The 24,658-nt window shown below is 68.4% G+C and carries 23 protein-coding genes; 14 read left to right on the plus strand and 9 right to left on the minus strand.

The window, feature by feature from the left end; genetic code table 11:
* The first annotated feature begins 57 nt into the window (after positions 1-57).
* Genes E5F05_RS17015 through E5F05_RS17025 form a run of 3 tightly spaced genes read left to right on the plus strand, consistent with a single transcriptional unit; the run spans position 58 to position 3,463 of the window.
* Entirely contained in the window at positions 58-1,758 is a 1,701-nt protein-coding gene (locus E5F05_RS17015; protein ID WP_129119818.1) for a sensor histidine kinase, read from the plus strand.
* Positions 1,755-2,810, plus strand: a complete 1,056-nt coding sequence (locus E5F05_RS17020) for a DUF4097 family beta strand repeat-containing protein (RefSeq protein WP_129119819.1) — start codon at positions 1,755-1,757, stop codon at positions 2,808-2,810. The genes E5F05_RS17015 and E5F05_RS17020 overlap by 4 nt, the downstream gene beginning before the upstream one ends.
* A complete protein-coding gene (locus E5F05_RS17025) occupies positions 2,807-3,463 on the plus strand; it encodes a response regulator (RefSeq protein WP_129119820.1) in 657 nt (218 codons plus the stop codon). The genes E5F05_RS17020 and E5F05_RS17025 overlap by 4 nt, the downstream gene beginning before the upstream one ends.
* A 40-nt stretch (positions 3,464-3,503) precedes the next feature.
* On the opposite strand, the gene E5F05_RS17030 is transcribed toward E5F05_RS17025, so the two are convergent.
* The 4 genes from E5F05_RS17030 to E5F05_RS17045 all read right to left on the minus strand — a co-directional run bounded on the left by E5F05_RS17030 (position 3,504) and on the right by E5F05_RS17045 (position 8,277).
* A complete protein-coding gene (locus E5F05_RS17030; protein ID WP_129119821.1) occupies positions 3,504-5,240 on the minus strand; it encodes an ABC transporter ATP-binding protein in 1,737 nt (578 codons plus the stop codon).
* A 359-nt stretch (positions 5,241-5,599) separates the two neighbouring features.
* On the minus strand, positions 5,600-6,346 hold the full coding sequence (locus E5F05_RS17035; protein ID WP_129119893.1) for a chlorite dismutase family protein: 747 nt from the start codon (positions 6,344-6,346) through the stop codon (positions 5,600-5,602).
* Between the two features lie 77 nt (positions 6,347-6,423).
* Entirely contained in the window at positions 6,424-7,443 is a 1,020-nt protein-coding gene (locus tag E5F05_RS17040) for an aldo/keto reductase (protein ID WP_129119822.1), read from the minus strand.
* 249 nt (positions 7,444-7,692) lie between these two features.
* On the minus strand, positions 7,693-8,277 hold the full coding sequence (locus tag E5F05_RS17045) for a hypothetical protein (protein WP_241687208.1): 585 nt from the start codon (positions 8,275-8,277) through the stop codon (positions 7,693-7,695).
* 30 nt (positions 8,278-8,307) lie between these two features.
* On the opposite strand from E5F05_RS17045, the gene E5F05_RS17050 reads away from it, so the two are divergent.
* Positions 8,308-8,691, plus strand: coding sequence for a VOC family protein (locus E5F05_RS17050; RefSeq protein WP_129119823.1), 384 nt, complete (start codon positions 8,308-8,310; stop codon positions 8,689-8,691).
* A gap of 62 nt (positions 8,692-8,753) precedes the next feature.
* Here E5F05_RS17050 and E5F05_RS17055 read toward each other — a convergent pair whose 3' ends face one another.
* Entirely contained in the window at positions 8,754-9,869 is a 1,116-nt protein-coding gene (locus tag E5F05_RS17055) for an AI-2E family transporter (protein WP_129119824.1), read from the minus strand.
* Positions 9,870-10,521: 652 nt separating this feature from the next.
* On the opposite strand from E5F05_RS17055, the gene cysS reads away from it, so the two are divergent.
* The 4 genes from cysS to E5F05_RS17075 all read left to right on the plus strand — a co-directional run bounded on the left by cysS (position 10,522) and on the right by E5F05_RS17075 (position 15,107).
* Complete coding sequence (gene cysS / locus E5F05_RS17060; protein ID WP_129119825.1) at positions 10,522-12,000, plus strand: cysteine--tRNA ligase; 1,479 nt, start codon at positions 10,522-10,524, stop codon at positions 11,998-12,000.
* Positions 12,001-12,245: 245 nt separating this feature from the next.
* Positions 12,246-12,824: a YcjF family protein gene (locus E5F05_RS17065; protein ID WP_129119826.1), complete on the plus strand. Its 579-nt coding sequence runs from the start codon at positions 12,246-12,248 to the stop codon at positions 12,822-12,824.
* A 295-nt stretch (positions 12,825-13,119) separates the two neighbouring features.
* Positions 13,120-14,634: a glycine--tRNA ligase gene (locus E5F05_RS17070; protein ID WP_129119827.1), complete on the plus strand. Its 1,515-nt coding sequence runs from the start codon at positions 13,120-13,122 to the stop codon at positions 14,632-14,634.
* Positions 14,635-14,888: 254 nt separating this feature from the next.
* Complete coding sequence (locus E5F05_RS17075) at positions 14,889-15,107, plus strand: DUF1272 domain-containing protein (protein ID WP_129119828.1); 219 nt, start codon at positions 14,889-14,891, stop codon at positions 15,105-15,107.
* Positions 15,108-15,165: 58 nt separating this feature from the next.
* On the opposite strand, the gene E5F05_RS17080 is transcribed toward E5F05_RS17075, so the two are convergent.
* Genes E5F05_RS17080 through E5F05_RS17090 form a run of 3 tightly spaced genes read right to left on the minus strand, consistent with a single transcriptional unit; the run spans position 15,166 to position 17,117 of the window.
* Positions 15,166-15,936: a hypothetical protein gene (locus E5F05_RS17080; protein WP_129119829.1), complete on the minus strand. Its 771-nt coding sequence runs from the start codon at positions 15,934-15,936 to the stop codon at positions 15,166-15,168.
* Positions 15,937-15,940: 4 nt separating this feature from the next.
* On the minus strand, positions 15,941-16,480 hold the full coding sequence (locus tag E5F05_RS17085; protein WP_241687209.1) for a mismatch-specific DNA-glycosylase: 540 nt from the start codon (positions 16,478-16,480) through the stop codon (positions 15,941-15,943).
* A 40-nt stretch (positions 16,481-16,520) separates the two neighbouring features.
* Positions 16,521-17,117 (minus strand): sulfite oxidase-like oxidoreductase, encoded by a 597-nt coding sequence (locus E5F05_RS17090; protein WP_129119831.1) that lies wholly within the window; start codon positions 17,115-17,117, stop codon positions 16,521-16,523.
* A 219-nt stretch (positions 17,118-17,336) separates the two neighbouring features.
* On the opposite strand from E5F05_RS17090, the gene E5F05_RS17095 reads away from it, so the two are divergent.
* A complete protein-coding gene (locus E5F05_RS17095) occupies positions 17,337-18,266 on the plus strand; it encodes a DUF4032 domain-containing protein (protein WP_129119832.1) in 930 nt (309 codons plus the stop codon).
* Between the two features lie 41 nt (positions 18,267-18,307).
* On the opposite strand, the gene E5F05_RS17100 is transcribed toward E5F05_RS17095, so the two are convergent.
* On the minus strand, positions 18,308-19,645 hold the full coding sequence (locus tag E5F05_RS17100) for a M17 family metallopeptidase (protein ID WP_129119833.1): 1,338 nt from the start codon (positions 19,643-19,645) through the stop codon (positions 18,308-18,310).
* Positions 19,646-19,739: 94 nt separating this feature from the next.
* On the opposite strand from E5F05_RS17100, the gene E5F05_RS17105 reads away from it, so the two are divergent.
* The 5 genes from E5F05_RS17105 (at position 19,740) to E5F05_RS17120 (ending at position 24,618) form a co-directional block, all read left to right on the plus strand.
* Positions 19,740-20,192: a MarR family winged helix-turn-helix transcriptional regulator gene (locus E5F05_RS17105; protein ID WP_129119834.1), complete on the plus strand. Its 453-nt coding sequence runs from the start codon at positions 19,740-19,742 to the stop codon at positions 20,190-20,192.
* Positions 20,189-22,234, plus strand: a complete 2,046-nt coding sequence (locus E5F05_RS17110; protein WP_129119835.1) for an MDR family MFS transporter — start codon at positions 20,189-20,191, stop codon at positions 22,232-22,234. Before E5F05_RS17105 ends, E5F05_RS17110 begins: the two co-directional genes overlap by 4 nt.
* A gap of 220 nt (positions 22,235-22,454) precedes the next feature.
* Complete coding sequence (locus E5F05_RS22145; RefSeq protein WP_483400385.1) at positions 22,455-22,607, plus strand: glycine zipper domain-containing protein; 153 nt, start codon at positions 22,455-22,457, stop codon at positions 22,605-22,607.
* Positions 22,608-22,676: 69 nt separating this feature from the next.
* The gene (locus E5F05_RS17115) at positions 22,677-23,009 is read left to right on the plus strand and encodes an Asp23/Gls24 family envelope stress response protein (RefSeq protein ID WP_129119836.1); all 333 of its coding nucleotides are present in this window, start codon (positions 22,677-22,679) and stop codon (positions 23,007-23,009) included.
* A 37-nt stretch (positions 23,010-23,046) separates the two neighbouring features.
* Positions 23,047-24,618, plus strand: coding sequence for a DAK2 domain-containing protein (locus E5F05_RS17120; protein ID WP_164973536.1), 1,572 nt, complete (start codon positions 23,047-23,049; stop codon positions 24,616-24,618).
* Positions 24,619-24,658: the final 40 nt, after the last annotated feature.

The raw sequence follows: 24,658 nt of genomic DNA on the forward strand, positions 1-24,658 counted from the left end.
AACCGCTCCCCCTTTCGGCGGACGCTCGGCCCCGCCCCAAGCGCCTACCCTGCGGGCATGATGGACGCGATGAGCACCTCGCTGCCAGGACAGGGACGCCGGGAAGGGCCGCTGACCGATCTGCTGGCCAGCCGCACCTACCGCACGGCGCTGTATGTGGCGCTGGCGCTCCCGCTGGGCGGGCTGGTGTTCGGCCTGCTGGTGGGGGGGGCGCTGGCGGGCGTGCTGACGCTGCCGCTGCTGGTGGGCGCGGCGTTCCTGCTGGGGACGCTCTGGCTGGTGCCGGGGCTGGCGGACGTGCAGAGGTGGCTGGCGGGGCTGCTGGGCCTGCGCTTCTCACGGGTGACGCCGCCCCCGGTCTACGCGGGCGTGCTGCCCTGGCTGCGCGCGACCCTGGCCGACGCCGCGACCTACCGGGCGCTGATGTTTCACCTGCTGCAACTGCCGCTGGCCGCCGTGTGCTGGATCGTCCTGGGCACGCTGCTGGGCGCGTCGCTGGCCGCCCTGGCCGCACCGTGGTGGGCCGCCCGGCCGGAGGTCTTTCCCCTGACCTGGAACGGCGGGCAGGTCACGCTGACGGCGCTGGGGGCCGCGGGCCTGCTGCTGGCGGGGCTGGGCGGGCTGCTGGTCACGGCGGGGGTGCTGAACCTGCTCGGCCGGGTGTGGGCCTGGCTGGCCTACGCGCTGCTCTCGGCCCCGCTGGACGAGGGCGGCGCGCGCCGGGAGGTCGCGGCGCTGCGCCGGGCGGCGGGCCGGGTAGCCCTGGGCGACGACCTGGGCGCGACCCTGGCGGACCTGGCGGGACAGGCGCGGGCGGCGAGTACCGCGCGGGCGGTGGCGCTGACCGCCCCGGACGGCACGCTGCGCGCGGCAAGCGGTCCGGATCATCCCGCCCTGCACGGTCCCGGCGCGTCTCCCCCGGCGGGCGGTGCGGACGTGCGGTACGCGGCGGGGGGCGTCACGCTGGCGACCCTGCCGGTCGTGGCGGGCGGCGCGGACGGCGGCACGCTGCGCGCCCTCTACGCGCCCGGCACGCAGCCGGGGCCGGAGGAGCTGGCTTTCCTCCTGAGCATCGCGGACCACGCGGGGACGGCGCTGCACGCCGCCGAACTGATCCGGCGCGCCAGCGAGCGGGCCGAGGAGCAGGAACGCGCGCGGCTGGCCCGCGAACTGCACGACAGCGTGGCGCAGGCCCTCTACGGCATCACGCTGGGGGCCAAGACCGCGCGGGCGACCCTGGGCCGCGACCCCGAAAAGACCCGCGCCAGCCTGGACTACACCATCCGGCTCGCGGAGGGCGGCGTCAGCGAGATGAAGGCCCTGCTCTTCAGCCTGCGCCCCGACGCCCTGGAGGAAGGCGGACTGATCGCCGCCCTCACGCAGAACGCCCACGCGCTGGGGGCCAGGCACGGCCTGACGCTCCACGCCGACCTGGGGCGCGAGCCATCCCTCTCCCCCGCCGCGCAGGCCGCCGCCTACCGCGTGGCGCAGGAGGCGCTGCACAACGTCGTCAAGCACGCCCGCGCCTCCCAGGTGTGGCTGAGCGTGCGCGAGGAGGCGGGCCTGGTCACGGTCGAGGTCCGCGACGACGGGCGCGGCTTTGACCCGGCGGCCCTGCCCGGCGGCACCCTGGGGCAACGCTCCATGCGCGAGCGGGCGCAGGGCGCGGGCGGCACGCTGGACGTGCAGAGCAGGCCGGGGACGGGCACCACCGTGACCCTCACCCTCCCGGCGGACCGCGGGGAGGGGGGCGCGTGACGGTCGCGGAACGCACGCCGCCCCGCCCGCTGGCCCCTGTGCTGGCGCGGATCGCGCTGGGGCTGGCGCTGGTGGGGGGGGGAGCCTGGCTGGGCTGGCACGGCAAGGACATCCGGCCCACGCCCGGCCTGAACGCGGTGCAGACGCCGCTGAACCTCCCCCTGAACGGTGCGGAGGCCCTGACCCTCCGGCTGGAGGGGGACCGCACCGACCTCACCGTCGGGGGGCTGGCATGGCCGGGGCGGGCGGCGCTGACGGGAAGCGCCACCCACCGCGAACGTAATCCCCTCCGGGTGCAGGTCATGCGCGACGGCGCCACCCTGAACGCCGACCTGCGCCTGAATGTCAAGCCGCTGGACGAGGGGGTGATCCGCGTGGGCACGCCGTCCCTCCAGCACAAGCTGGAAGTGCGGCTCACGCGGGCGGTGCCGGTCACCCTCACGACCGACACCTACAGCGGCGAGACGCGGCTGGACCTGCACGCGCTGCGCGTCCGGACCCTGAACGTCCGCAGCGGCTTCGGGCGGGTGGTGGCGACCCTGCCGGAGCGGCAGAGCGGACCGCTGACCTTCGTGACGCTGGGGGGGGACGTGACGCTGCACGCGCGTCCGGCCTGGCGCGCCCCCGCGCTGCGCGTGAACACCGAGAGCGGCGACGTGCGGCTCGACCTCGCCGCCGCGCGGGTGGAATCCCTCAGCGTGGGCGTGCTGAGCGGGGACGTGACGGGCTACCTGCCCCGCACCGACCGCATCAGCGTCGCGTCCGGACACGGCAACGTGGCCCTGGACCTCCCCGACGGCGCGGCGGGGACCCTCGACCTGCGTTCGGAGGGGGGCCGCGTGGCGCTGACCGTCCCGCGCGACGTGTCCCTGCGGGTGCGCTTCACCGACCGCACCGCCCTGCACCTGCCCCCCGGCCTGCGGCGCCAGGGCAACACCGCCGCCACGGACGCCCACGCGCTGAACGACCCCGACCTCGACCTCTTCATCGACGCGCAGAGCGCCGACCTCTCGCTGCGTGACCCCGGCCCCGAAGGAGACGCCCCCTCATGACCGACCCCACCTCCCCCCCACCCGTCCGCGTGCTGCTGGTGGACGACCACGCCGTCGTGCGCCAGGGCCTGCGCCTCTTCCTGGGCCTCGATCCCCAAATCGAGGTCGTGGGCGAGGCCGCCAACGGCGAGGAAGCCCTGGCCGAAGCGGACCGCCTGAACCCCGACGTGGTGGTGATGGACCTGATGATGCCGGTGATGGACGGTATCCAGGCCACGCGCCTGCTGCGCCGCGCGCACCCCGATATGGAGGTCATCGCGCTCACCAGCACACTGGAAGAACACAAGGTCAACGGCGCCATCGAGGCCGGGGCCATCAGCTACATGCTCAAGGACGCCTCCTCGGACACGCTTGCCGACGCCATCCACGCCGCCGCGCGGGGAGAAGTGCGGCTGCACCCCGAAGCCGCCCGCCGTCTGGTGCGCGACTTCCGCACACCCGATATGCGCGAGACACTGACCCCCAAGGAAGTCATCGTGCTGCAACTGATCGCGCGCGGCTGCTCCAACCGCGACATCGCCCGCGACCAGGGCGTGACCGAGGCCACCGTGAAAACGCATGTCAGCCGCCTGCTGGGCAAGCTGGGGCTGGAAAGCCGCACCCAGGCGGCACTGTACGCGCTGCGGCACGGGCTGGCGACGTTGGAGGAATAGACCTTTCGCTCAGGCCCAGATGTAAGCCGAGTTCGTAGAGCTAGAGCCGCGCCCCCACCGCCTGAAGCTCCGCATACACGCCCCCGCGCCGCATCAGCTCGTCGTGCGTGCCCTGCTCGGAAATCCCGTCCTCCGTCATTACGACAATGCGCCCCGCATTCCGCACGGTGCTGAGGCGGTGGGCGATCACCAGGGTGGTGCGGCGCTGGGCGAGGCGTTCCAGCGACTGCTGCACCAGCCGCTCGGAGTCGTTGTCCAAGGCGCTCGTCGCCTCGTCGAAGATCAGGATGGGTGGGTCTTTCAGAAACACCCGCGCGATGCTTAGGCGCTGCTTCTGCCCGCCAGAAAGCTTGACGCCGCGCTGGCCGATGTCCGTACCGTACCCCTGCGGCAGGGCCATGATGAAGTCGTGTGCCCCGGCCTGCCGCGCGGCCTCGATCACCTCGCCGGTGCTGGCGTCAGGCCTCCCGTACAGGATATTTTCCAGGACCGTGCCGGAAAACAGGTACACGTCCTGCTGCACCACGCCGATGTTGCGCCGCAATGAGGTGAGCGTGACCTCATCGACCGGCACACCGTCCACCAGAAGTTGGCCGCTCGTGACCTCGTAAAAACGGGGGATCAGCGCACAGAGGGTGCTTTTGCCCACGCCCGACGCGCCGACGAGGGCCACGAACTCTCCCGCCGCGATGGTCAGGTTGATGTTCCGCAGCACGGGCACGGGGCTGGACGGGTACTGAAAGCGGACCTGCCGAAACTCCACGTCCCCGCGCACCCCCTTCAATTCCAGCGCACCCGGGGCGTCCGTGATATCCGGCTGCACCGCCATCAATTCCTGGAACCGCTGGAAGCCAGTCACGCCCTCCTGAAGCAGCCGCGCGATGTTCACGAAGCGGCGAATGGGTTCCATCAGAATGCCCACGCACAGCAGGTACGTGACGAGTTCGTCCAGCCGCAACTGGCCGCGCAGGATGGTCAGGCCGCCGAACACCAGCACGGCGACCGTCATCAGTTGTGTGAAGGCCACCATGCCCTGATAGAAGTACGCCTCGGCGTGATAGCCCGCGCGACGGCTGTCCACGAAACGCCCGTTCTCGGCATCGAAGCGCCGCTGCTCGGTCCCCTCGCCCGTGAACGACTGCACCACGCGGATGCCCGCCAGGGTATCCTCGACCTGCGCGTTCACGTCGCCTATGCGCCGCCGACTCTGCAACATCGCCCGGTTGAGGCGCATGTTGAAAAACACGGTGTACGCTGCCATGAACGGCAGAAAACAGAACAGCAGCAGCGTGAGCCGGGGATTCAGGTTCAGCAGGACCCCGAACACGCCCCCGAACAGCAACAGCGCGATGAACAGGTCCTCGGGGCCGTGGTGGGCCAGTTCGCCTACGTCGTACAGGTCGTTCGTGACCCGGCTCATCAGTTGCCCGGTCCGGTGCGAGTCGTAGAACCCGAATGGCAACCTTTGCAGGTGCGCGAACAGGTCCCGCCGCATATCCCGCTCGATGTAGGTGCCCATCATGTGGCCCTGGTAGTCCACATAGGTGTTGGCGGCGATCTGCACAGCGAGCAGCACCAGCATGAACGCGCCGACGCGCATCAGCTCAGGCAGCGCCTCGGGGCTGGACCCGTGCAGCACCGTGCGCGTGACGTATCCGGCGCACAGTGGATAAATGAGGGTAATGCCCGCCACGACCAGCGCGCAGAGCAGGTCCAGAATCAGGGTACGGCGATAGGGGCGGTAGTAGGACAGAAAAAGGCGCAGGGAAAACTTCAAAACGGGTGTCTCCGGGTGGGACAGAAGGCCGACGCCCAGTGCTGCCCAGCCGGAAAGACCTGCAATGCTGCCCGCTTACGGGAACAGCAAGTGCCTCCAGGAAAACTGGCCGCATACAACGTCGACACCTCCGTGGAAGGGCGCGGGGTGGGGCTGGACAGTGCGGCGAGCTTGAGGCATGGGAAAACTCCTTGGGAAATCTGGGATGTTGCCCGCAGGGTAAGCGAACGGCGGCGGGGTTGCCCATAGGCGGGGTGGCCTAGCGGAGCAGGTCAGAAGGCTTAGGTCTGCTCCTGCCCCTTGATCCAGAGGAAAGGGCAGAAAGCCACTCCCGGCCCCCCACCCTTTTCTCTTCGCCCTCACCCCAAATCCTCCAGTACCCCCGCCAGCTCCTTCTTCACACACGTGAACATCGGCGTATCCCGCGACGTGTACATGCTCGCCTCGGTGTAGCGCAGGCGGTGGACCAAATCCACGAACTCCTGGGGGTAGTCGCTGTCGAAGCTGACCACGAACTCCTGGTCGTCAATACCGTAGGAGTAACTGGTGTTGATCCGCACGCCCTTGAAGGGGCCGGAGGCGTAGATATGCTCGTCCATCATGCCCTGGCGGCTGTGCGGCGTCAGGTCGTACCAGGGGCGGGTCTTGATGAAGGGGTAGATGAAGAGGTATTTGCCCTGCCCCGGCAGGATTTCCAGCCCGTGCCCGCTGCCCTCGACGCGGTTCACGTACTGGCTGCGCTTCTGCATGGAAACGAAGTTGTAGGGCTGCGTGAGGTAGCCCATCAGCCGCGTGCGGTTCAGCCGGGCCTGCGCCTCCTGAAAGTCGCGCACGTCGAAGGCGATGCGCCACAGCATGAAGTCCACGTCGCCGCGCACGCCAACGAGGCTGTAACTCCGCTGGATCAGACCCTTCTCGGCGGGCGCGTCCGCGACCCAGCCTTCCGCCGCCGCGAGAAACTCGGCCTTGATCTCGCCCCGTTCGGCCTGCGGTAGACGCCGGAACGCCGGATCGAGCTTGTAGAAGGCGTAGTCCAGAAACTGCCGCTGCGCGCGGTCGGGTTCCCGCTGCGTGACCTGCCCGCTGGGGTCGAGGTCCACCATCATCTTCGGGCGCCCGGCGGGACGGCCTCCCCCGGCAGCGGGCGGCGTTTCCGCGGCCTGCGTCGGCTTCTGCTCGTCACTCATCGGACGGCCTCCCCGCGCAGGTCGGTGCTCAGCCCGAAGTTCGCCTGGTAGAGCCGCTGAATGTCGTGGTATTCGGCGTCCGTCAGGGGCGCGGCGCCGAAGGTGGAGGCGTATTCCTCCAGCCCCTTCTGGTCGTAGATGTTGGGAATGACGCTCGCCATCGCGGGGGAACGCAGCGCGAACTGGAGGGCGAGCTGGCCGATAGTGCGGCCCTCAAGGAACTGGGCTTCCAGTTGCTCCACCTTCTTCAGCCCGTCTTCCATCCAGGCCTTGCGGCGGGCGTTCGTGGTCAGGCGCCAGTTGCGGTGGTCGCCCGGCTCGAACTGGGTGTCCACTGTCATGTAGCCTTCCAGCAGCCCCGAAGCGTGGGGCACGCGGGCCATCACGCCGACGCCCTCCGCTTCGGCCACCGGCAGAATGGCTTCGCCCAGCACCTGTTCCAGCAGGTTGTAGATGATCTGGGTGGGCGCGTGGCGCAGGCGGATGGTTTCTATGCCTTCTTCAATCTGCCGCTCGTTCAGCGCCGGACCGAGGGCGGTGCCGTAGGCGCGGATCAGGCCCTCAGCCTTGAGCCGCTCCAGTTCGGCCCAGAGGTCGTCTTTCTGGATGGCGTCCACGCGGGGGTTGTGAAGCTGGTAGTAGTCGATGTAATCGGTGCCGAGGCGCTTCAGGCTGCCTTCCAGGGCCTTGCGGAGATATTCGGGCGTCCAGTCGTGCGGGCGCTCCTGCTGGCCGGGGCGCTCGGGGTGGTTGTAGATGTCGTAGCCGAACTTGGTGCCGATCACGATCTGATCGCGCACGTCCCCCAGCACCCGGCGCTGGATTTCCTCCGCGCGGCCCGAAGCGTAGGTGTCCGCGTTGTCAAAGAAGGTGATGCCCAGGTCGAAGGCGCGGCGCAGCAGCCGCTCGGCCATCTGGTCGTCCTTGACGCCCCACCACGTCGTGCCGACCGTCCACACGCCGAAGCCCAACGCGCTGACGGTCAGGTCGGTGCCCAGCAGTTTGCGGTATTCCATGCCCGTACTATTTCACCGGCCCCGGGGGACAATGCACCCCGAACGAGCGGTCAGGGGCGGGGGCCGGACAGCACGCTCCGGAAGGTGTCCCTATGCATTCCCCGACAAGGTCCGGCTTTTCGGGAAGCTGCGCGAGGTTCGTCCAGCCGGGCTTTTCCGAATTTTCTCCCAGTTGTCGAATGCATCATTTGACTTCGGCTGTATTCCACGCTATCTTTTTCTTATCACCGCCCGAGGAGGCGGCTTTTTTTATGCCCGTTTCGGCACGGGAAACACCAGGCGGAAGTCCGGCACGCCCAGCGTCAGGCGCGGACGGAGATGACTCAGGGCCGGATAGAGCCCGTCCGCGTGCAGAACCGTCAGGTGGGCCAGGGTGACATGTCCGCTCGCGCCCACCCGTGTGAGCTTCCAGGCCTCCTCCTCCTCCAGCGGCGGCTGCGCCAGCGTTCGCAGGGCGGTGGGAATCAGGGCCGTCGTGACCGGGAGGCGCAGGCCGCCCGGGCGGAAGGTCAGGTGAGCCACCTCCCGCCCGTCCTCCCCGGTCACGCGCACCTCGTCTCCCCTCCACTCGAAGTGCGCGAGCCGCTTGGGCAGGCCCCAGTTACGCCGTCCCCACACCACGCTCTCCGGCGTACTCACCACGATGGAACGGACACGCGGGCGCCGCCCGGCGGGACTGGCCCGGCCCGCCTCCACCCACAGCAGTTCGTCGTAGGGACCGACGGGCGACGTGGCGTACCGGAGCAGCATCAGCGCGCCCAGGAGGGCGGCGGGAGCGGGGACGTAAACGGCGATCAGGCCCTGTCCGGTGAGCGTCCAGGGGGGCGGGGGCATAGGCCCAGGCTACGCGCTACCCTCGCCCTGATGCTGAAGCACGTGTCCTTCCTGACGGGCGACCTGCGGGCCGCTCTCGACTTTTACACCCGGCTGGGCGGCGTGGTCGAAAAGGAGTTGACGACCGCCGAGGGCTTCCGGAGGGGCGTGATCCGCCTGGGCGAAGGCCGCCTGCAATTCTTCGAGATTCCCGGCGAGGGGCCCACTCCGCACTCCCACTGGGCCGAACACGTCGCCCTGCACGTCCCCGACCTCCGCGCCCTCCTCCCCGAGCTGCGCGCGGCGGGCGTGGCCGTCACCCGCGACCTCCAGACCAGCCCCGGCGGACGCGACATGGCCTTCGTGCTGGACCCGGACGGACGGCAGGTGGAATTGCTGGAGAGAGTCTTGTCGCTTGTCGCTTGTGGCATGTAGAGGCGGAAGCTCTGGCCAGAGCTTCCGCCTCTCTACGTGCTACAGGCCAAACGCCACAAGCCCTACGGCCCTTCGGTATACACCCGGCTGGGAAAGTAATACTTGTCCAGCACCAGCTTGCCCAGGGCCACGGCGGGCACCGCGAGGAGCGCCCCCGCGAAGCCGAACAGCGAGGCGCCGACCAGGATGGCGAGCAGCACCGCGACCGGGTGCAGGTTGGTGGTCTTGCTGAGGATGTAGGGACTCAGGAAGTTGCCCTCGATCTGGTTGGCGGCGACAAAGATCACCACGACCAGCAGCATCTTGACCCAGCCGAAGGGCAGGGCCAGCAGCAGGGCGGGCGTGGCGCCGATCACCGGTCCCAGGTACGGCACGATGTTGAAGGCCCCGGCGAGGAAGCCGATGGCGGCGGCGCTGGGCACCCCGATCAGGGTCAGGCCCAGCCACACGAACACGCCGATAAAGGCGGCGATCACCAGTTGCCCCCGCACGTAGCCGCCCACCGAGGTGCCGACCAGCCCGGTGAACTCCAGCACGCGCGGCTGCCAGGGGCGCGGAAAGGCCTTGAGCAGCGCGGCATTCACCCGGCTGTAGTCGAGCATCAGGTAGATGCTCAGCAGCAGGATCAGCACCACCTGCCCCAGCACGCCGCCGATGGACACGATGCTGCTGAAAATCGTGCCGGTGGAACTCAGCAGGTTTTGCAGCAGGGGAACGATGTTGCGGCCCAGGTTCTGCACGTAGGTCTGCACGGCCTCGGTGAGCCGGGTGCGGACGTTGTCGGTGCCGGGCACACCGTGGGTGCCGAGCCAGCCGAACAGCCGGTCGAGCAGATCATTCAACCGGCCGATCTGGTCGGGGAGGCTTTGCAGCAGCGTGATGAGCTGCGCCGACACCGTGACGACCAGCGCGGCGGCCAGCGCGAGAATGCCGATAAAGACCAGCAGCACGAAGAACACGCCCAGCCCGCGCTTGACCCGCCCCCGCTCCAGCCAGTTGAGCATCGGGTTGGCCAGGTAGGCGATCAGGTAGGCCACCGCGAACACCACCACCACCGTCTGAATCTGACCCAGCAGGCGATACGCGAGGTAAAAGAGCAGCAGGAACACGGCCGCGCGCACCCAGGGGCTGCGCCACACGTACTGGAAGGCATTGGGAGCTTTGGGAGACGAGATCACCCGTGCATCATACGGAGCCAGCAGAAGGCGCGGTCCTCCCGCAGGCGCGTTCAACCAGGAACACAAAGGAAATCGCAAGGAAGGGACGGCCGCTCTGGACGCCACCCGCTCTGGGGCAGGGCAACCGCAAAGTCGCTAGCTCTGCGAGTCCTGCCCTGGGGGCCACCTCCCCTCAAGACGCTTGATGTGCATTACAGGGCTGGCGGATAGGAGGAGCAGGAGGGTTTTCCTCGTCTGGCACGAGGGTGAGCTTCGCACGCCACCCCCCTCCCCAGCCTTCTGCAAGCAGCTCTACGAGTCCCCCGCAAGGGGGAGGGAGAAAAAACCCCGCCAAACCAACAATTTCTATTGCACGTCAAGCGTTGAGAGAGGAGGCAACAGTTGGAGGGCAAATGCCGTCCCTGGCTCCCCTTGAGGGGAGCTGTCAGCGCATCTGACTGAGGGGTTAACCGGGACGAGCAATTCCAAAACCAGCCTTGGCGGTTGCCCTGCACTCTGCGGCCACAGCACCGTTCCTCACGCCCCGGCTCTGCTACAGTGAGGCCATGTCTGCCCTGTGTTGCCTCCCCCCGCGGTAAGCAGCGCATCCCGCCCTGCCGCCGCGCCCTCTCCCTGTGGCGCGGCGGCTTTCTTGTTTCCCCCAGGAGTCCCGATGACCCAACCCGATCCGTCCACCCGCCAACCCGACCCCGGCATCGTCCTCTATGACACCATGCAGCGCCAGAAGGTCCCCTTCGTGCCCCAGGTGCCGGGCCGCGTGGGCATGTACCTGTGCGGACCGACCGTGTACAGCGACGCGCACCTCGGCCACGCCAAGAAGGAAGTCGCCTTCGACGTGATCCGCCGCGCGCTGATGCACTTCGGGTATCAGGTGCGCTACGTCACCAACGTGACCGACGTGGGCCACCTCCAGAACGACGCCGACGAGGGCGAGGACAAGTTGCAGGCCCGCGCCCGGCTGGAACAGCTCGAACCGATGGAAGTCGCCGACAAGTATTTCTGGTCCTTCGTCAGCGACATGGACGCCCTGAATGTCCTGAAGCCCAGCATCAACCCGCGCGCGACCGGGCACATCCCCGAGCAGATCGAGCTGATTCAGGAACTGATCGCCCGGGGCCACGCCTACGAGTCGGACGGCAGCGTGTACTTCGACGTGCGGAGCTGGCCCGAGTACGGCAAGCTGTCGGGCCGCAGGCTGGACGAGCAGGAGGAGGGCACCCGTGAGGCGGTGCGCGAGGAAAAACGCGACCCCCGCGACTTCGCCCTCTGGAAACGGGCGGAACCCGGCCACCTGATGCGCTGGGAATCGCCCTGGAGCGTGGGCTTTCCCGGCTGGCACATCGAGTGCAGCGCGATGAGCCTCAAGTACCTGGGCGAGGGCTTCGACATCCACGGCGGCGGCCTCGACCTCGAATTCCCGCACCACGAGGCCGAGATCGCGCAGGCGGAGGCCGCCGGGCACCCCTTCGCCCGCTACTGGCTGCACAACAACATGCTGACCATCAACGGCGAGAAGATGAGCAAGAGCAAGGGCAACTTCACCACGCTCAAGGACCTCTTCGCCGTCCACGACCCGATGGTGATCCGCTTCCTGCTGGTGAGCAGCCACTACCGCTCCATCACCGAGTTCAGTGACGCGGCCTTCGAGAGCGCCCGCAGCGGCTACCGCCGTCTGACCGACGCGCTGAACGAGGTCGAGCGGCGCCTGCCGACCGCCCCAGACCAGGACGACCCGGCCCTGCGGGAAAAGGTCGCCGGGCATGTCCAGGCCTTCGAGGACGCGCTGCGCGACGACTTCAACACGCCCCGCGCGGTCGCCGCGCTGTTCAATCTCACCACCGACGTGAACGCCGCGCTGAACGCGGGGGAGGTCGGGCGCCGGGCGCTGGAGGTCGCCCGTGACGCCTACCGGACGCTGGGCGGGGACGTGCTGGGGCTGTTCGCGGAAAGTCAGGCGGAACGCCAGGACGACAGCCACGTCATGAACGCGCTGATGGACCTGGTGCTTCAGGCGCGGCAGCATTACCGCCTGAACAAGCAGTACGCGCAGGCCGACGAACTGCGGGGCACCCTCGCGGCGGTCGGCGTGACCGTGGAGGACACCAAGGAAGGCCCCCGCTGGCGGCGCTGAGGCTGACCCGGGGAGGCTCTTAAGGCCTGCCCAGGATTCCTTCTGAGGTTACAACCCGGCTTCACGGCCATGTCAGAAAGCTGTCATTCGGGCTGACTACTCTGGAAGGGAGCGGTGACCTCCACCCCTCATCCTTCCCTCCAACCGGACGCGCCACCCCCCTGGGCGCGTCCCCTTTTTCTTGCCCCGTTTATGGCTCTTTATGGCTCTCACGTGCCGGGCGGGGCCAGCGGTACACTCGCGTCATGTTGCCCCTCGTCAAGCAGGTGCTTGATAACTTCAATTTCGATGTGGACCCCGACCTCACGCGCGAGGAGAATGTCGAGGAGGTCATCCGGAGCGCGGCGCTGCTGTCGGGCGCAATCGCGGTGGAACCCGTCCCCTTCGCGGACATCCTGCTGATCACGCCGGTGCAGGCCAAGATGGTGCTGCACATCGGCAAGATCTACGGCTTCGACATCACGCCCGACCGCGCGAAGGAAATCGTGCAGGAACTCGGCGCGACGGTCGCCTACGGCATGGTGGCCCGGCAGGTGATGCGCGGGGTGGCCAAGCTGGCCTTGCCCATCATCGGCGGCCTGATCACCGCGCCCGCCGTCTACGGCTGGACCTTCGCCCTGGGGCGCGTCGCGCAGAATTACTTCGAGCGCAAACGGCAGGGCCTGCCCGCCAGCAAGCGCGAACAGGTCAAAGTGATTCAGGAGGCCAAGGGCCAGGCCCGCCGCGTGCTGCCCAGCGCCCAGGACTTCAGCGACCTCGCCGCCGAGCTGCGCCGCCGCGCCGACGAGAAGCAGAAAGGACAGGGCCGGGGCGACCTGAACTGAGGGTCCCGCCCGCTTGACCCCCTCCCCTCCTCTGCGGCACACTCTCTTCAGCGTTGATCCGCAGGAGTAGCGGCGCATGTGCCCATGAGCGAGCCTGTGGCGGTGAGAGTCAGGCGGGCGGCGGGCCGTGAAGGGCGGCGGGGAGCTGCACAACTTCTACAAAAGTGCCGCTGTGGGTGGAGTACCCCTGCGGAACTGGGGTGGAACCGCGCACAAGGTCTGACTTCTGCGTCCCCAGGCGAGCCATCGCCGGGGCGTTTTTCTTTTCCCTGGCGGTGGCGGGAAAGGAGAAGACATGCCCGCACAATCGATGGAAGAACTCGTCAGCCTGTGCAAGCGCCGCGGCTTCATTTTCCAGGGGTCGGAGATTTACGGCGGCCTGCAAGGCTTCTGGGACTACGGTCCGCTCGGCGTGGAGCTGAAGAACAACATCAAGGCGTCGTGGTGGCGCACCAACATCTACGAGCGCGACGATATGGAGGGGCTGGACGCCTCGATCATCATGCACCGCCTGGTGCTGAGGCACTCCGGCCACGAGGCCACCTTCAGCGACCCGATGGTGGACAACCGCAAGACCAAGAAGCGGTACCGCCTCGACCATCTGGTGAAGGACCAGAAGGCGGACGTGGTGGCCCTGGTGGCGGAAGGCATCGGGGAGAGCGTGGAGAACTTCCCGGCGGTGGTGGCGGCGCTGGTGGCGAATCCGGCGCGGGCGTCCGAGGTGCTGGTCGCGGCGGGCGTGCGGGACCCCTTCAGCGGCGAGGTGGGCGACTGGACCGAGCCGCGCCCCTTCAACATGATGTTCAAGACGAGCATCGGCCCCGTCGCGGACGAGGACAGCTTCGGCTACCTGCGGCCCGAGACGGCTCAGGGCATCTTCACCAACTTCAAGAACGTGGTGGATTCGACCAGCCGCCGCCTCCCCTTCGGTATCGCGCAGATCGGGAAGGCCTTCCGCAACGAGATCACGCCGCGCAATTTCATCTTCCGGGTGCGCGAGCTGGAGCAGATGGAAATCGAGTTCTTCTGCGCGCCCGGCACCGACGAGGACTGGCACGAGAAGTGGCTCCGGGCCCGCCTCGCGTGGTGGGAGGCGCAGGGCGTACCGCGCGAGAAGATTCAGATTCTGGACGTGCCGAAAGAAGACCTCGCGCACTACTCCAAGCGCACCTACGACCTGATGTACGACTACCCCACCCTTGGGCACGAGGAAATCGAGGGCATCGCCAACCGCACCGACTTCGACCTCGGCTCGCACACCAAGGCGCAGGCGGAACTGGGCATCCAGGCGCGCGTGGACGAGAACCTGGACTCGGTCGCCAAGCTGACGATCCCCCACCCGGAGACGAACAAGCCGGTGGTGCCGTTCGTGATCGAACCCTCGGCGGGCGTGGACCGCGCGATGCTGGCGGTGCTGAGCGAGGCGTTCACGAAGGAGACGCTGGAAAACGGCTCCGAGCGCATCGTGCTGAAGCTGAAGCCCCACCTGGCGCCGATCAAGGTGGCCGTGATTCCGCTGGCGCGCAACCGCGAGGAAATTACGAGCGTGGCGAAGGCGATCAAGGCCGACCTCCAGAGCCTCGGCCTGGGCCGCGTGCTGTACGAGGACAGCGGCAACATCGGCAAGTCCTACCGCCGCCACGACGAGGTGGGCACGCCCTACTGTGTGACGGTGGACTTCGACACGGTGGGCAAGGGCGAGGACCCGGCCCTCACCGACACCGTGACCGTCCGCGACCGCGACACCTTGCAGCAGGAGCGGGTGAAGATCAGCGAGCTGGCGGGGTGGATTCAGGCGCGGCTGCGGTAGAGCGGTCAGCTTAGGACTTACGCGAAATGAGTTCCTCTCTGGGAGAGGTAAACAGAGATTCCTTGTGCTGGGACGGCGGCGCCGTCTACCCCCCTCTCCTGCGGAGCTGTACCAGTCCCAGCCTCCCCCGGAGTAAAAAGCGGCGCTACACGCGCGCTCTTTCGCGTGAGTCCTAACCTTTCAGCCGTCAGCAGTCAGCCAGAGAAGCAAAAGCTTCCGCCGAGACGCGGAGGTTTTTTTCGTATGCTCCAGCCATGTTGAAGATGAAGCCCGCCTGCGAGCGTTGCCGCACTTCCCTGACCGCAGACGGCGAGGCTGCCATCTGTTCCTTCGAATGCACTTTCTGCCTGGCCTGCGCCGCAGCGATGAACCACACCTGTCCCAACTGTGACGGCGAACTTGTCCGGCGACCCCGGCGCACCCGCTCGGTCGCCTCGGCCGCAGTGGGCCGCCTCCTGCGCCGAACCACCTGACGCAACAGGCCCCGCCCCTGTTCACTCATGAGGGGTCGGGTTGCAGAACCGGGGCTTCTCAGCTCCCCTCTTCCCCATACTTGCTCTCCAGGTAACGCCGCTGGGCCTCCAGGGCGCGGGCCTGCTGTTGCTGCCGTTCCCGCGTGATGCCCTGCATGCGGCGCCCGATCAGGCCGAGCTGCCCGAGGAGCAGGCGGTCGGTCTCCGGGGAACGCGGCGCGGCGCGGTAGGACCGCAACAACTCGGGAAGGTCCTCGCGGGCCGCTTGCCGGACGTCGTAGGCGTCGCGGCCCAGGGAGAGGTCGCCCGCCGTGGCGCGCAGAGCGTCGCGGGTGGCGATCACCGTGGCGTGCAGGGCCGACCGTGCGGAAGCAGGCAACGCCCGTTCACCGGCCCGCAAGAGCGCGAGCAGACCTGTCTCGTCGTCGCCCGTCGCGGCGTCAAGGGGGCCCGGCACGGCCTCCTCCGGCGCCGTGATCAGGCGGGAGGCCCGGCGGAACGTCCAGATGGCGCCGAGGGCGGCGAGCAGCAGCGTGAAGCCGAGCAGCCACCCGGCCGCGGCGTACCCGGACGCCGTCCCGATCCCCAGCAGGACGAGCAGCGGCACCAGCAGCACCGCCCCGAGCACGCTCAGCACCAGCAGCACCACGAGGCCCAGGGCCCGCCGGGCCAGGCTGGCGCCGCGCCGGACCGGAAGGTGCGGCCTGCCCGGCAGTGACCAGGGGTCACGGCTGACGCCCGCATGGTGTGCGGCGGGCCGGATCAGGTACCGCACCACCCGCGAGCCGGTGCGGGCGGCCATGTACAGGGTGGTGACACGCGAAGCCATATCTTCAGGGTACGCGGCCCGGCTCTTCCGGGTTCCCCTTCGCCTCACGGTTCCCGGCCCCCCGCCACTCCCGCACCCGGTCCGCGAGCGCCTGCCACGGCCCGAGCTGGAAGTGGTTGTGCCCGAGGGGACTGGTGGAGGGCAGCACCCAGACCTCCGCCCCCTCCAGCCGCTCAGCCTGCGGGCCGTAGGGCAGGCGTCCGGTGGGCACCCCCAGCGTCTCCGAAGCCCCGCGCTTGCTGGTGAAGGCGACGATGGCCGGGCGGTACCGCCGAATCTTCTCCCGCAGTTCGTGCGGCGCCCAGGCCTCTCCGGGCAGGGCGGCGTCCACCCCGCTGTGGCGTTTGGCCACGTCCGTCAGGCCGATACCGTACTGCGGGAGGGTCGGGTACTCGCGCGGGGCGAGTTGCCGGGGCGTCAGGCCCGTCTCGGCCAGCACCCACCAGAACTTGTTGTGGGGGTTGGCGTAATAAGCCTTCGCCCGCGCGCTGATGCGGCTGGGGGCGGTGCCGACCAGCACCAGCGTCAGGCCCTCTTGCAGCACATCGGGGACGAGGTAGCCCTCGCCCAGCCGGGAGGCAGGCTCAGTCGTCGTCGTAACGCTCCTCCTTGAAGGGGTCGCCGCGCATGTGGTAGCCGTTACGCTCCCAGAAGCCGGGCTTGTCGGTGGCCATGAACTCCAGCCCGTCCAGCCACTTCGCGCTCTTCCAGAAGTAGAGGTGCGGCACGACCAGGCGCAGCGGTCCGCCGTGTTCCGGGGCGAGCGGCTCGCCGCCGAAGGTGTGGGCCAGCAGGTTCTCGGGCCGGGTGAAGTCCTCCAGGCTGAGGTTGGTGGTGTAGCCGCCCACGCTGTGCTCCATCACGTAGCGGGCGGCCGGGTCGAGCTGGATGTGCTTCATCAGGTCCACGACGCGCACGCCGGTCCAGGTGGTGTCCAGCTTGCTCCAGTGGGTGACGCAGTGGATGTCGTAGGTCAGCGTAGTCTGCGGCAGCGCCAGCAGATCGTCCCAGGTGAAGGTCTTCTCTTCCGCCAGCCCGAACACGCGCACAACCACATCCTGCGGGGCGTAGTGCTGCGAGGGGCCGTAGGTCAGGACCGGAAAGCGGGTGGTAAGGGTCTGACCGGGGGGCACGCGCCCGCCCATGTCGTCCCCTGGTTTCTTGAAGAATCTGCCGAGCATAGGTGCATTTGACCGCCTGCGGGACCAGCCGGTCATGGGCGGAGACACCTTTTGCCGCGTTCGTAAAGGATTCCGCTAGGCCCTCCCTGGCCCCGGGCGTCATCACAGTCCGGCGAGGCGAAAAGGTGTACTCTGTACACAAAGCCGGGGGTTGTTCCTGCCTGCCCCGGTTCGCCTGCCCCGGCCCATGCGCCCCCTTGAGGCGCGAGGGGACCCGACATGAGCGACCACAACCAACGCAACCAGGCCCGTCACGAGGTGGAACGCGCGCGCTTTGTGGGCGATGTGCGCGATCTGCTCGCCATCTTGCGGCGCGAGCCAAACGAGCTGCTGCCCTTCGAGTGGGTGCGGCACCTCGGCCCGGAAGGGGAACATTCGCTGGGCGTTCAGGCGATTCCGGTCGAGCAGATCGCCGGGTCGGTGGACCGCTACCGCGAGTTCGACCGCCACTACCTCCCGCGCGAGCCGTACCTCGACGAACGCTGGATCGGGGTGCGGGCCGCGCAGCTTCAGGGCAAGGAACTGCCGCCCATCCAGGTGTACAAGGTCGGGGAGCTGTACTTCGTCAAGGACGGCAACCACCGTGTCTCGGTCGCGCGCCGTCAGGGCCAGCGCGACATCGACGCGCACGTGATCGAACTCCATGTGGCTGTCCCCCCGGACGAACACGACACCCTGCGCGACCTGATCATCAAGGGCGAATACGCCCGGTTTCTCAAGGAAACGAACCTCGACCGGGTGGTACCGGGACACCACGAGATTCTGTTCACCACGCCGGGCCGCTATGACCGGCTCCTCGAACACATCCGCACCCGGCAGTATTTTCTGGACCGCAAACCGGAACGCGCGGGCCTGCCGCCCGTCACCTGGGAGGAGGCGGTGGAAAGCTGGTACCGTCGCCTCTTCCGCCGTGTGGTGGACAACATCGAACACCACGACGTGATGTCCCGTTTCCCGGGCCGCACCGAGGCTGACCTGTACCTCTGGATCATGGACCACCGCTACTTCCTGTCGGAACGCTACGGGCACGACGTGGGCAGCGAGCAGGCCACCCGCGACTTCCGCGCCCACCACGCCCCGCCCCTGTACCGGCGGGTCGGGCAGCGGATGCGGCTGCTGTGGCGCGGGCGGCTGCATCCCGCGCGGTGAGCGTGGGCGGTACGCGGTAAAGACTTCCTCCTGTGTCCCGCTTACCGCCCCAGCACGTACCCCGTCAGCGTCCCCACGCCCCAGCCGGTCGCCTGACCGTCCTTCATGGCATTCCCGGCGATATCGAGGTGCGCCCAGGGCCGCGTGACGAACTCGCGCAGGAAGAGGGCGGCCTTGATGCTGCCCCCGGCGGGCACCATGTCCGAGTTGCGGAGGTCGGCCAGCGTGTCTTTCTGGAAAGCTTTCAGGTAGGGGGCGTGCAGCGGCATTTCCCAGACGAACTCGCCGGAGGCCTCGGCGCTGGCCTGGAGGCGGGCAGTCAGGTCGGCGTCGGTGCTGTAGAGGGCGGCCACGTCGTTGCCCAGGGCGGTGACCTTCGCGCCGGTCAGGGTCGCCACGTCCACCAGCTCGGTCGCGCCCTCGTCGCAGGCGACGGCCAGGGCGTCCGCCAGGATCAGGCGACCTTCGGCGTCGGTGTTCACCACCTCGACCGTCTTGCCGTTGGCGGCGCGGTAGATGTCGCCGGGGCGCATGGCGTGCGGGCCGACCATGTTCTCGGCGGCGGGGACGTAGGCGCGGACCTCCACGCCCTCCGGGAGCAGGTCGCGCGCGGCGGCCAGGGCACGCATCGTCCCCAGCACGGCCGCCGCGCCGCCCATGTCGCCCTTCATGGTGGTCATGCCCGCCGCGGGCTTGATCGAGTAGCCGCCCGTGTCGAAGGTGATGCCCTTGCCCACCAGGGCCAGGACGCGCGTGACCTCCCCCCGCGCCGGAAGGGTCACCCGGATCAGGCGCGGCCCGGTGGCGCTCCCGGCCGCGACCGCCGCCAGCAGGCCCATGCCACGCGCCTCGATCTCGGTGCCGTCCCAGATGTCCACATCGGCCCCCAGGGCCTCCAGGGTGCGCGCCTCGCGGGCGAGGGTGACCGGGTTGAGGAGGTTGGCGGGAGCGTTCACCAGTTCGCGGGCAAAGCGCACGCCCGCCGCGACCGCTTCCACCCGGGCACGGTTCGCGCCGGACAGGCCCTCCACCGCGAACTCGGCGGGGCCGGGCCGGGCCTCAGCGCGGTAACGGGCGTCCCGGTCGCCCGCCGCGAGCGCGGCCAGGGTGAGGGCGTCCGCGTGCGGCGTTTCTTCCACCCGCACCGCCCGCGCGCCCAGGTCGGTCGCCAGCTTCACCAGCGCCTCGCCCAGTTCGCGGGCCTCGGCCGCGTCCGTGGGGGGCAGCGCAACGGCCACGTCGCCCTCAGCCCCCCGCGAGAGCAGCCGCACCGCTCCTGGCTTCAGGTTCCGCGTCACCTGTGCGGGGAGGTCCGCCGCCTCCCCCGAGAGAAACGTCAGGGTCAGGTCCGCCTGCTCCAGCCCGGTCATGAGTTGCATGGCAGGCAGTAAATCACGTGGGCCGGGAGCGAGGGGCAGATAGTTGTTTCCCGAGATAGTTGACTACAGTGAATTATTCGCCTAGAGTTGTTCCGTGACTTCCGAAACCCTTCCTCCCCCGACACAGGAGCAGGTGGGGCGTTTTCTGACCAGCATGTGGCACTTCAACCGCAGGCTGAAGCAGGAACTCGACCCCCTCCTCGCCGCCAGGCACGGCCTGGATTCGCGCAAGTTCTTCATCCTGCGCGGCATCCAGGCGGGCCACCAGTACCCGAAGGTGCTGGCCGAGCAGCTCCAGATTCCGGCCACGCTGCTCAGCCGTTACCTCGACCAGCTCGTCAAGCAGGGGCTGATCGAGCGCCACATCGACGCGCAGGATTCGCGCCGCACGCGCCTGAGCCTGACTGAGGCGGGCGAACACGCCGTCGCGGACACGTTGGTCACCGTGCAGACCCTCACGGGCGCGCGGCTGGCCCGGCTGGACCCGCGCACGCTGCCCACCCTGCTCGACGCCCTGGAACACCTGACCCACGAGGACCCCGCATGACCGCACCGACCCAAACTGCCCCTTTCAACTTCACCGAGCAGGAAAAGCGAACGACCCTGATCGGCCTGCTGGTGGTCTTCCTGCTGGCGGCGCTCAGCCAGACCATCGTGAGCACGGCCATGCCGCGCATCATCGCGGACCTCCAGGGCTTCAACCTGTATTCCTGGGTCACCACCGCCTACCTGCTGGCGAGCACCGTGATGGTGCCGATCTACGGCAAGCTCTCGGACCTGTACGGCCGCAAGCCCATTCTGGTGTTCGGGATCGTGGTCTTTTTGCTCGGCTCGGCTCTGAGCGGCCTGGCGGGTGAGCCGTTCCTGGGGAACTTCCTGGGCGGCGGCATGAACCAGCTCATCGCCTTCCGCGCGGTGGCGGGCTTCGGCGGCGCGGCGCTCTTCACGATGGCCTTCGCGATCCTGGCCGACATGTTCCCGCCCGCGCAGCGCGCCAAGTTCGGCGGCCTGTTCGGCGCGATCTTCGGCCTCGCCAGCGTGATCGGCCCGGCGGTCGGCGGCTTCCTGACCGACCAGCTCTCCTGGCGCTGGACCTTTTACGTGAACCTGCCGCTCGGCCTGCTGGCCCTCTTCCTGATTCTCGCCAGGATGCCCCGGCTGACACACCGCTCCGAAGGCAAGATCGACTACCCCGGCGCGGCGCTGATCCTCTCGACCACCATTCCGCTGCTGCTGGCCCTGACCTGGGGCGGCACGACCTACCCCTGGGACAGCGCGCGGATCATCACGCTCTTCGCCGTGAGCGCGGTCAGCCTGATCGCCTTCCTGTTCGTGGAGTCGCGCACCCGGGACGCGATCATCCCGTTGAGCCTTTTCCGTATCCGGATGTTCTCGCTGGGCAACCTGGCGGCCTTCATCATGGGGATGGCGTTCCTGGGCGTGATCCTGTTCCTGCCGCTGTACATGCAGATGGTGCTGGGCGTCTCGCCCACCAACAGCGGCTTCTCGATGCTGCCGCTGATGGGCGGCCTGATCCTGTCGAGCATCCTGAGCGGCAACATCGTGGGCCGCACCGGCCAGTACAAGCCCTGGATGATCGGCGGCGGCCTGGTGCTGATGCTGGGCGTGTACCTGCTGACCCAGATCACCACCTCGACCAGCATCGCGGACCTGGGCTGGCGCATGTTCGTCGTGGGCCTGGGCCTGGGACCCGCGCAGAGCCTCTTCACGCTCGCCATCCAGAACGCCGTCCCGATGACCCAGATGGGGATCGCCACCTCCAGCTCGCAGTTTTTCCGCCAGATCGGCTCCACTATCGGCGCGGCGCTGTTCGGCACGCTGCTGCTGAACAACCTGCACGCCGAACTGCCCAGGCACCTGCCCCAGATTCCCGGGATGCAGATGAACGCGAACAACTTCGACCTGGGCGCCCTGCGGGCCAGCAGCAGCGGCAGCGGCAACGGCCCCGAGCAGAAGATCCGGGCCGCCTTCGACGCCCAGTACGCCCAGATCGAGAAGGCGCTGAACGGCGACCAGACCTCCGCCCGCGCCCTGGCCGCCAACCCGGTCGTCCCCGCCGAACTCAAGGCGCTGGTGGCGAACGGCGGCCTCCAGGCGCAGGTGCATCAGAAGCTGACGGCGCAGGCCGCGCAGATCGGCAACGTGCTGAAAAACGGCGAGGCGGGCCGTCAGGCGCTGCTGAACAGTGACGTTCCCGAGGCCCTCAAGACGCAGCTCAGGGCACTCCCCGCCCAGGCCCTCGCCACCCCGCAGGCCGCCGCCGTGACCGCCCAGCGCGTTCAGCAGGGCATCCTGGCGCAGGAACCCACCGCCGTGAAGCAGGCCACGCAGACCACGCTGGCGCAGATCAAGACAAAGCTGAACGAGCAGGCCAGGACGCTCGCCGCCCAGCTCACCAGCGGCATGAAGGAAGGCTTCACCGTCGCCATGACCAGGATGTTCGGCACGAGTATCTGGATCATCCTCGCGGGCTTCCTGGTCACGCTGTTCGTCCCGGCCATCCCGCTGCGGGGGCGGGCCGAGCGGGTGAACAGCGCGCCGCCCGCCCAGACACAACCGGGCGACTGAGAAAAGACCCCTCACCCAACCCTCTCCCCCAGGGAGAGGGCTTTTTTCTGACCCCTCTACCTTGGGGAGAGGGGCCTGGCAAAGCCAGGGGGTGCGGGGCCGCCGGAAAGCAACGGTCCTAAACGGGCCAACGAGGAGCAGAGGAAAAGGGCCGCGCATGGCCTGAGCCTGGGTCTTGCCCCAGTCGGAACCTGACCCCGGTTCGGCTCGTATCGACACTATGAAACCGGGAAGGAACAGGATTGGGTTCGGAATTGGCCTGGGCATTGCCCTCGGCGCCGGTCTGGGCGTGGCGTTGGGGAACCTGGCACTGGGCGTCGCCCTTGGGCTGGTGCTGGGCGTGGTCATCGGTGGGGGGCTGAACAGGAGGTGAACGGGGAACCTTCGGGACAGTCCCTCCTGCTCAGCCGTTCCTGCCCCCTCGCGTATACTCCTCTCTACTGTGACTGGCTCCATCGTGATTTCCGAGGCGGCGCTCGCCTCCTTGATCGGGCTGACCGCGCACGAGATTCCGGGCGTGGTCGGCATGGCCCCGGCCAACCTGAAAGAAGGTCTTTCCCGCGTGCTGGGCCGCGCCAACGCCCGCGAAGGCGTGGTCGTGGGCCGCGAGGGCGGCGAGTACACCGCTGACCTGTACGTGGTCGTGGCCTACGGCGTGAGCATCCCGACCGTCGCCCGCAACATCAAGGACCGGGTGGAACATATCGTGAAGACCCAGGCCGGGATCGAACTCAAGGCCACCCGCGTGCATGCGGTGGGGGTGCAGCGTGCCTGACCACGCGACGGCCCTGAAACCCGCCGACCTCGCGCGGATGCTGCGCGTGGCGACCGACTGGCTGGGCGTGTACCGCGAGCAGGTGAATGCGCTGAACGTGTACCCGGTGCCCGACGGCGACACCGGCACCAACATGCACCTCACCATGCAGTCGGTGCGGCGCGAACTGGACACCTGCGACGAAAGCAGCATGGCGTCGGTGGCGCGGGCGATCAGCTACGGCGCGCTGCTGGGCGCACGCGGCAACAGCGGCGTGATCCTCTCGCAACTGCTCAAGGGCTTTGCCGAGGTCGTGCGCGAGAAGCCCGAGGTGGACGCGAGGACGCTCGCCGCCGCCTTCCGCGCCGCGCAGAAAGCCGGATACGGCGCGGTGATGAAGCCGGTGGAAGGCACCATCCTGACGGTCGCGCGTGGCGTGGCCGACGGCGCGAACGGCCCCCGCGAACGCGACACCGTGGATGCGGTGCTGGAACAGGCCCTCTTCGGCGGGCAGGCGCTGCTGGACAAGACGCCCGAGATGCTCCCCGCGCTGAAGCAGGCGGGCGTGATCGACTCGGGCGGCCAGGGTTACCTGTACGTGGTCCAGGGGATGCTGGCGGCCCTGCGCGGCGACGAGCTCCCCGAGGCACCCGAGATCACCTCCTACGCGCAGGAGCAGTTCGAGAACGAGGAATTCGGCTACTGCACCGAGTTCCTGATGAGCGAGGCGCAGAAGCCCATCGAGGAAATCCGCGAGCTGGTCAGCCCCTTCGGGGACAGCCTGCTGGTGGTGGGCGCCGAGGGGTACGTGAAGGGCCACATCCACACCAACGAACCCGACGCGCTGCTGGCGACGGTGGGCCGCTACGGGCGGATGCTCAAGACCAAGGTCGAGGACATGTCCGAGCAGCACACCGAGATTCTGGGCATGGCGGGCGCGGCGGCGCGGGCCGAGGAGGAGGTGCCCCCCTCCGGCCTGGTCGCGGTGGCGAGCGGCTACGGCCTGGTGAAGCTCTTCCGCAGTCTTGGCGCGCGCATCGTGTCGGGCGGGCAGACCGCGAACCCCAGCGTGCAGGACATCGTGGACGCGGTGAGGTCAGTCAGCGCCGAGAAGGTGCTGATCCTCCCCAACAACAAGAACGTCCTGATGGCCGCCGAGAAGGCGATGGAATTGATGGAAGGCCGCGCGGTGGTCGTGCCCACCCGCACGCTCGGCCAGGGCATCGGGGCCGCCCTCGCCTTTCAGCCGGACGCCGACGCCGAGAGTCTCAAGGCCGAGATGGAGGAAGCCGCCGCCCGCGTGACCACCTTCGAAGTGACCCGCGCCAGCCGCACAACGAATATCACGACGAAGGAAGGCGTGACGCTCGACATCGCGGAAGGCGACGTGATCGGCCTCAAGGACGACGAGCTGGTGCAGGCGGGCGGCACGCCGGAAGACAGTGTGCTGGAGATGCTGAACAAGAACTACGCCGGGCAGGAGATCATCACCATGTTCGGCGGGCCGCAGAAGACGCAGGAGGACCTGGACGCCCTCTCGGCACGCATCGGTCAGGAGTTCCCGATGGCGGAGGTCGAGGCGCATCTGGGCGGGCCGGATTTGTATGACTATCTGGTGACCATCGAGTAAGGCAGAGGGCCGAGAGCTTAGAGCTTACGCAACTTAAAGT

Origin of the sequence: Deinococcus metallilatus (genome assembly GCF_004758605.1) — a bacterium.
Classification (GTDB): Bacteria; Deinococcota; Deinococci; order Deinococcales; family Deinococcaceae; genus Deinococcus; species Deinococcus metallilatus.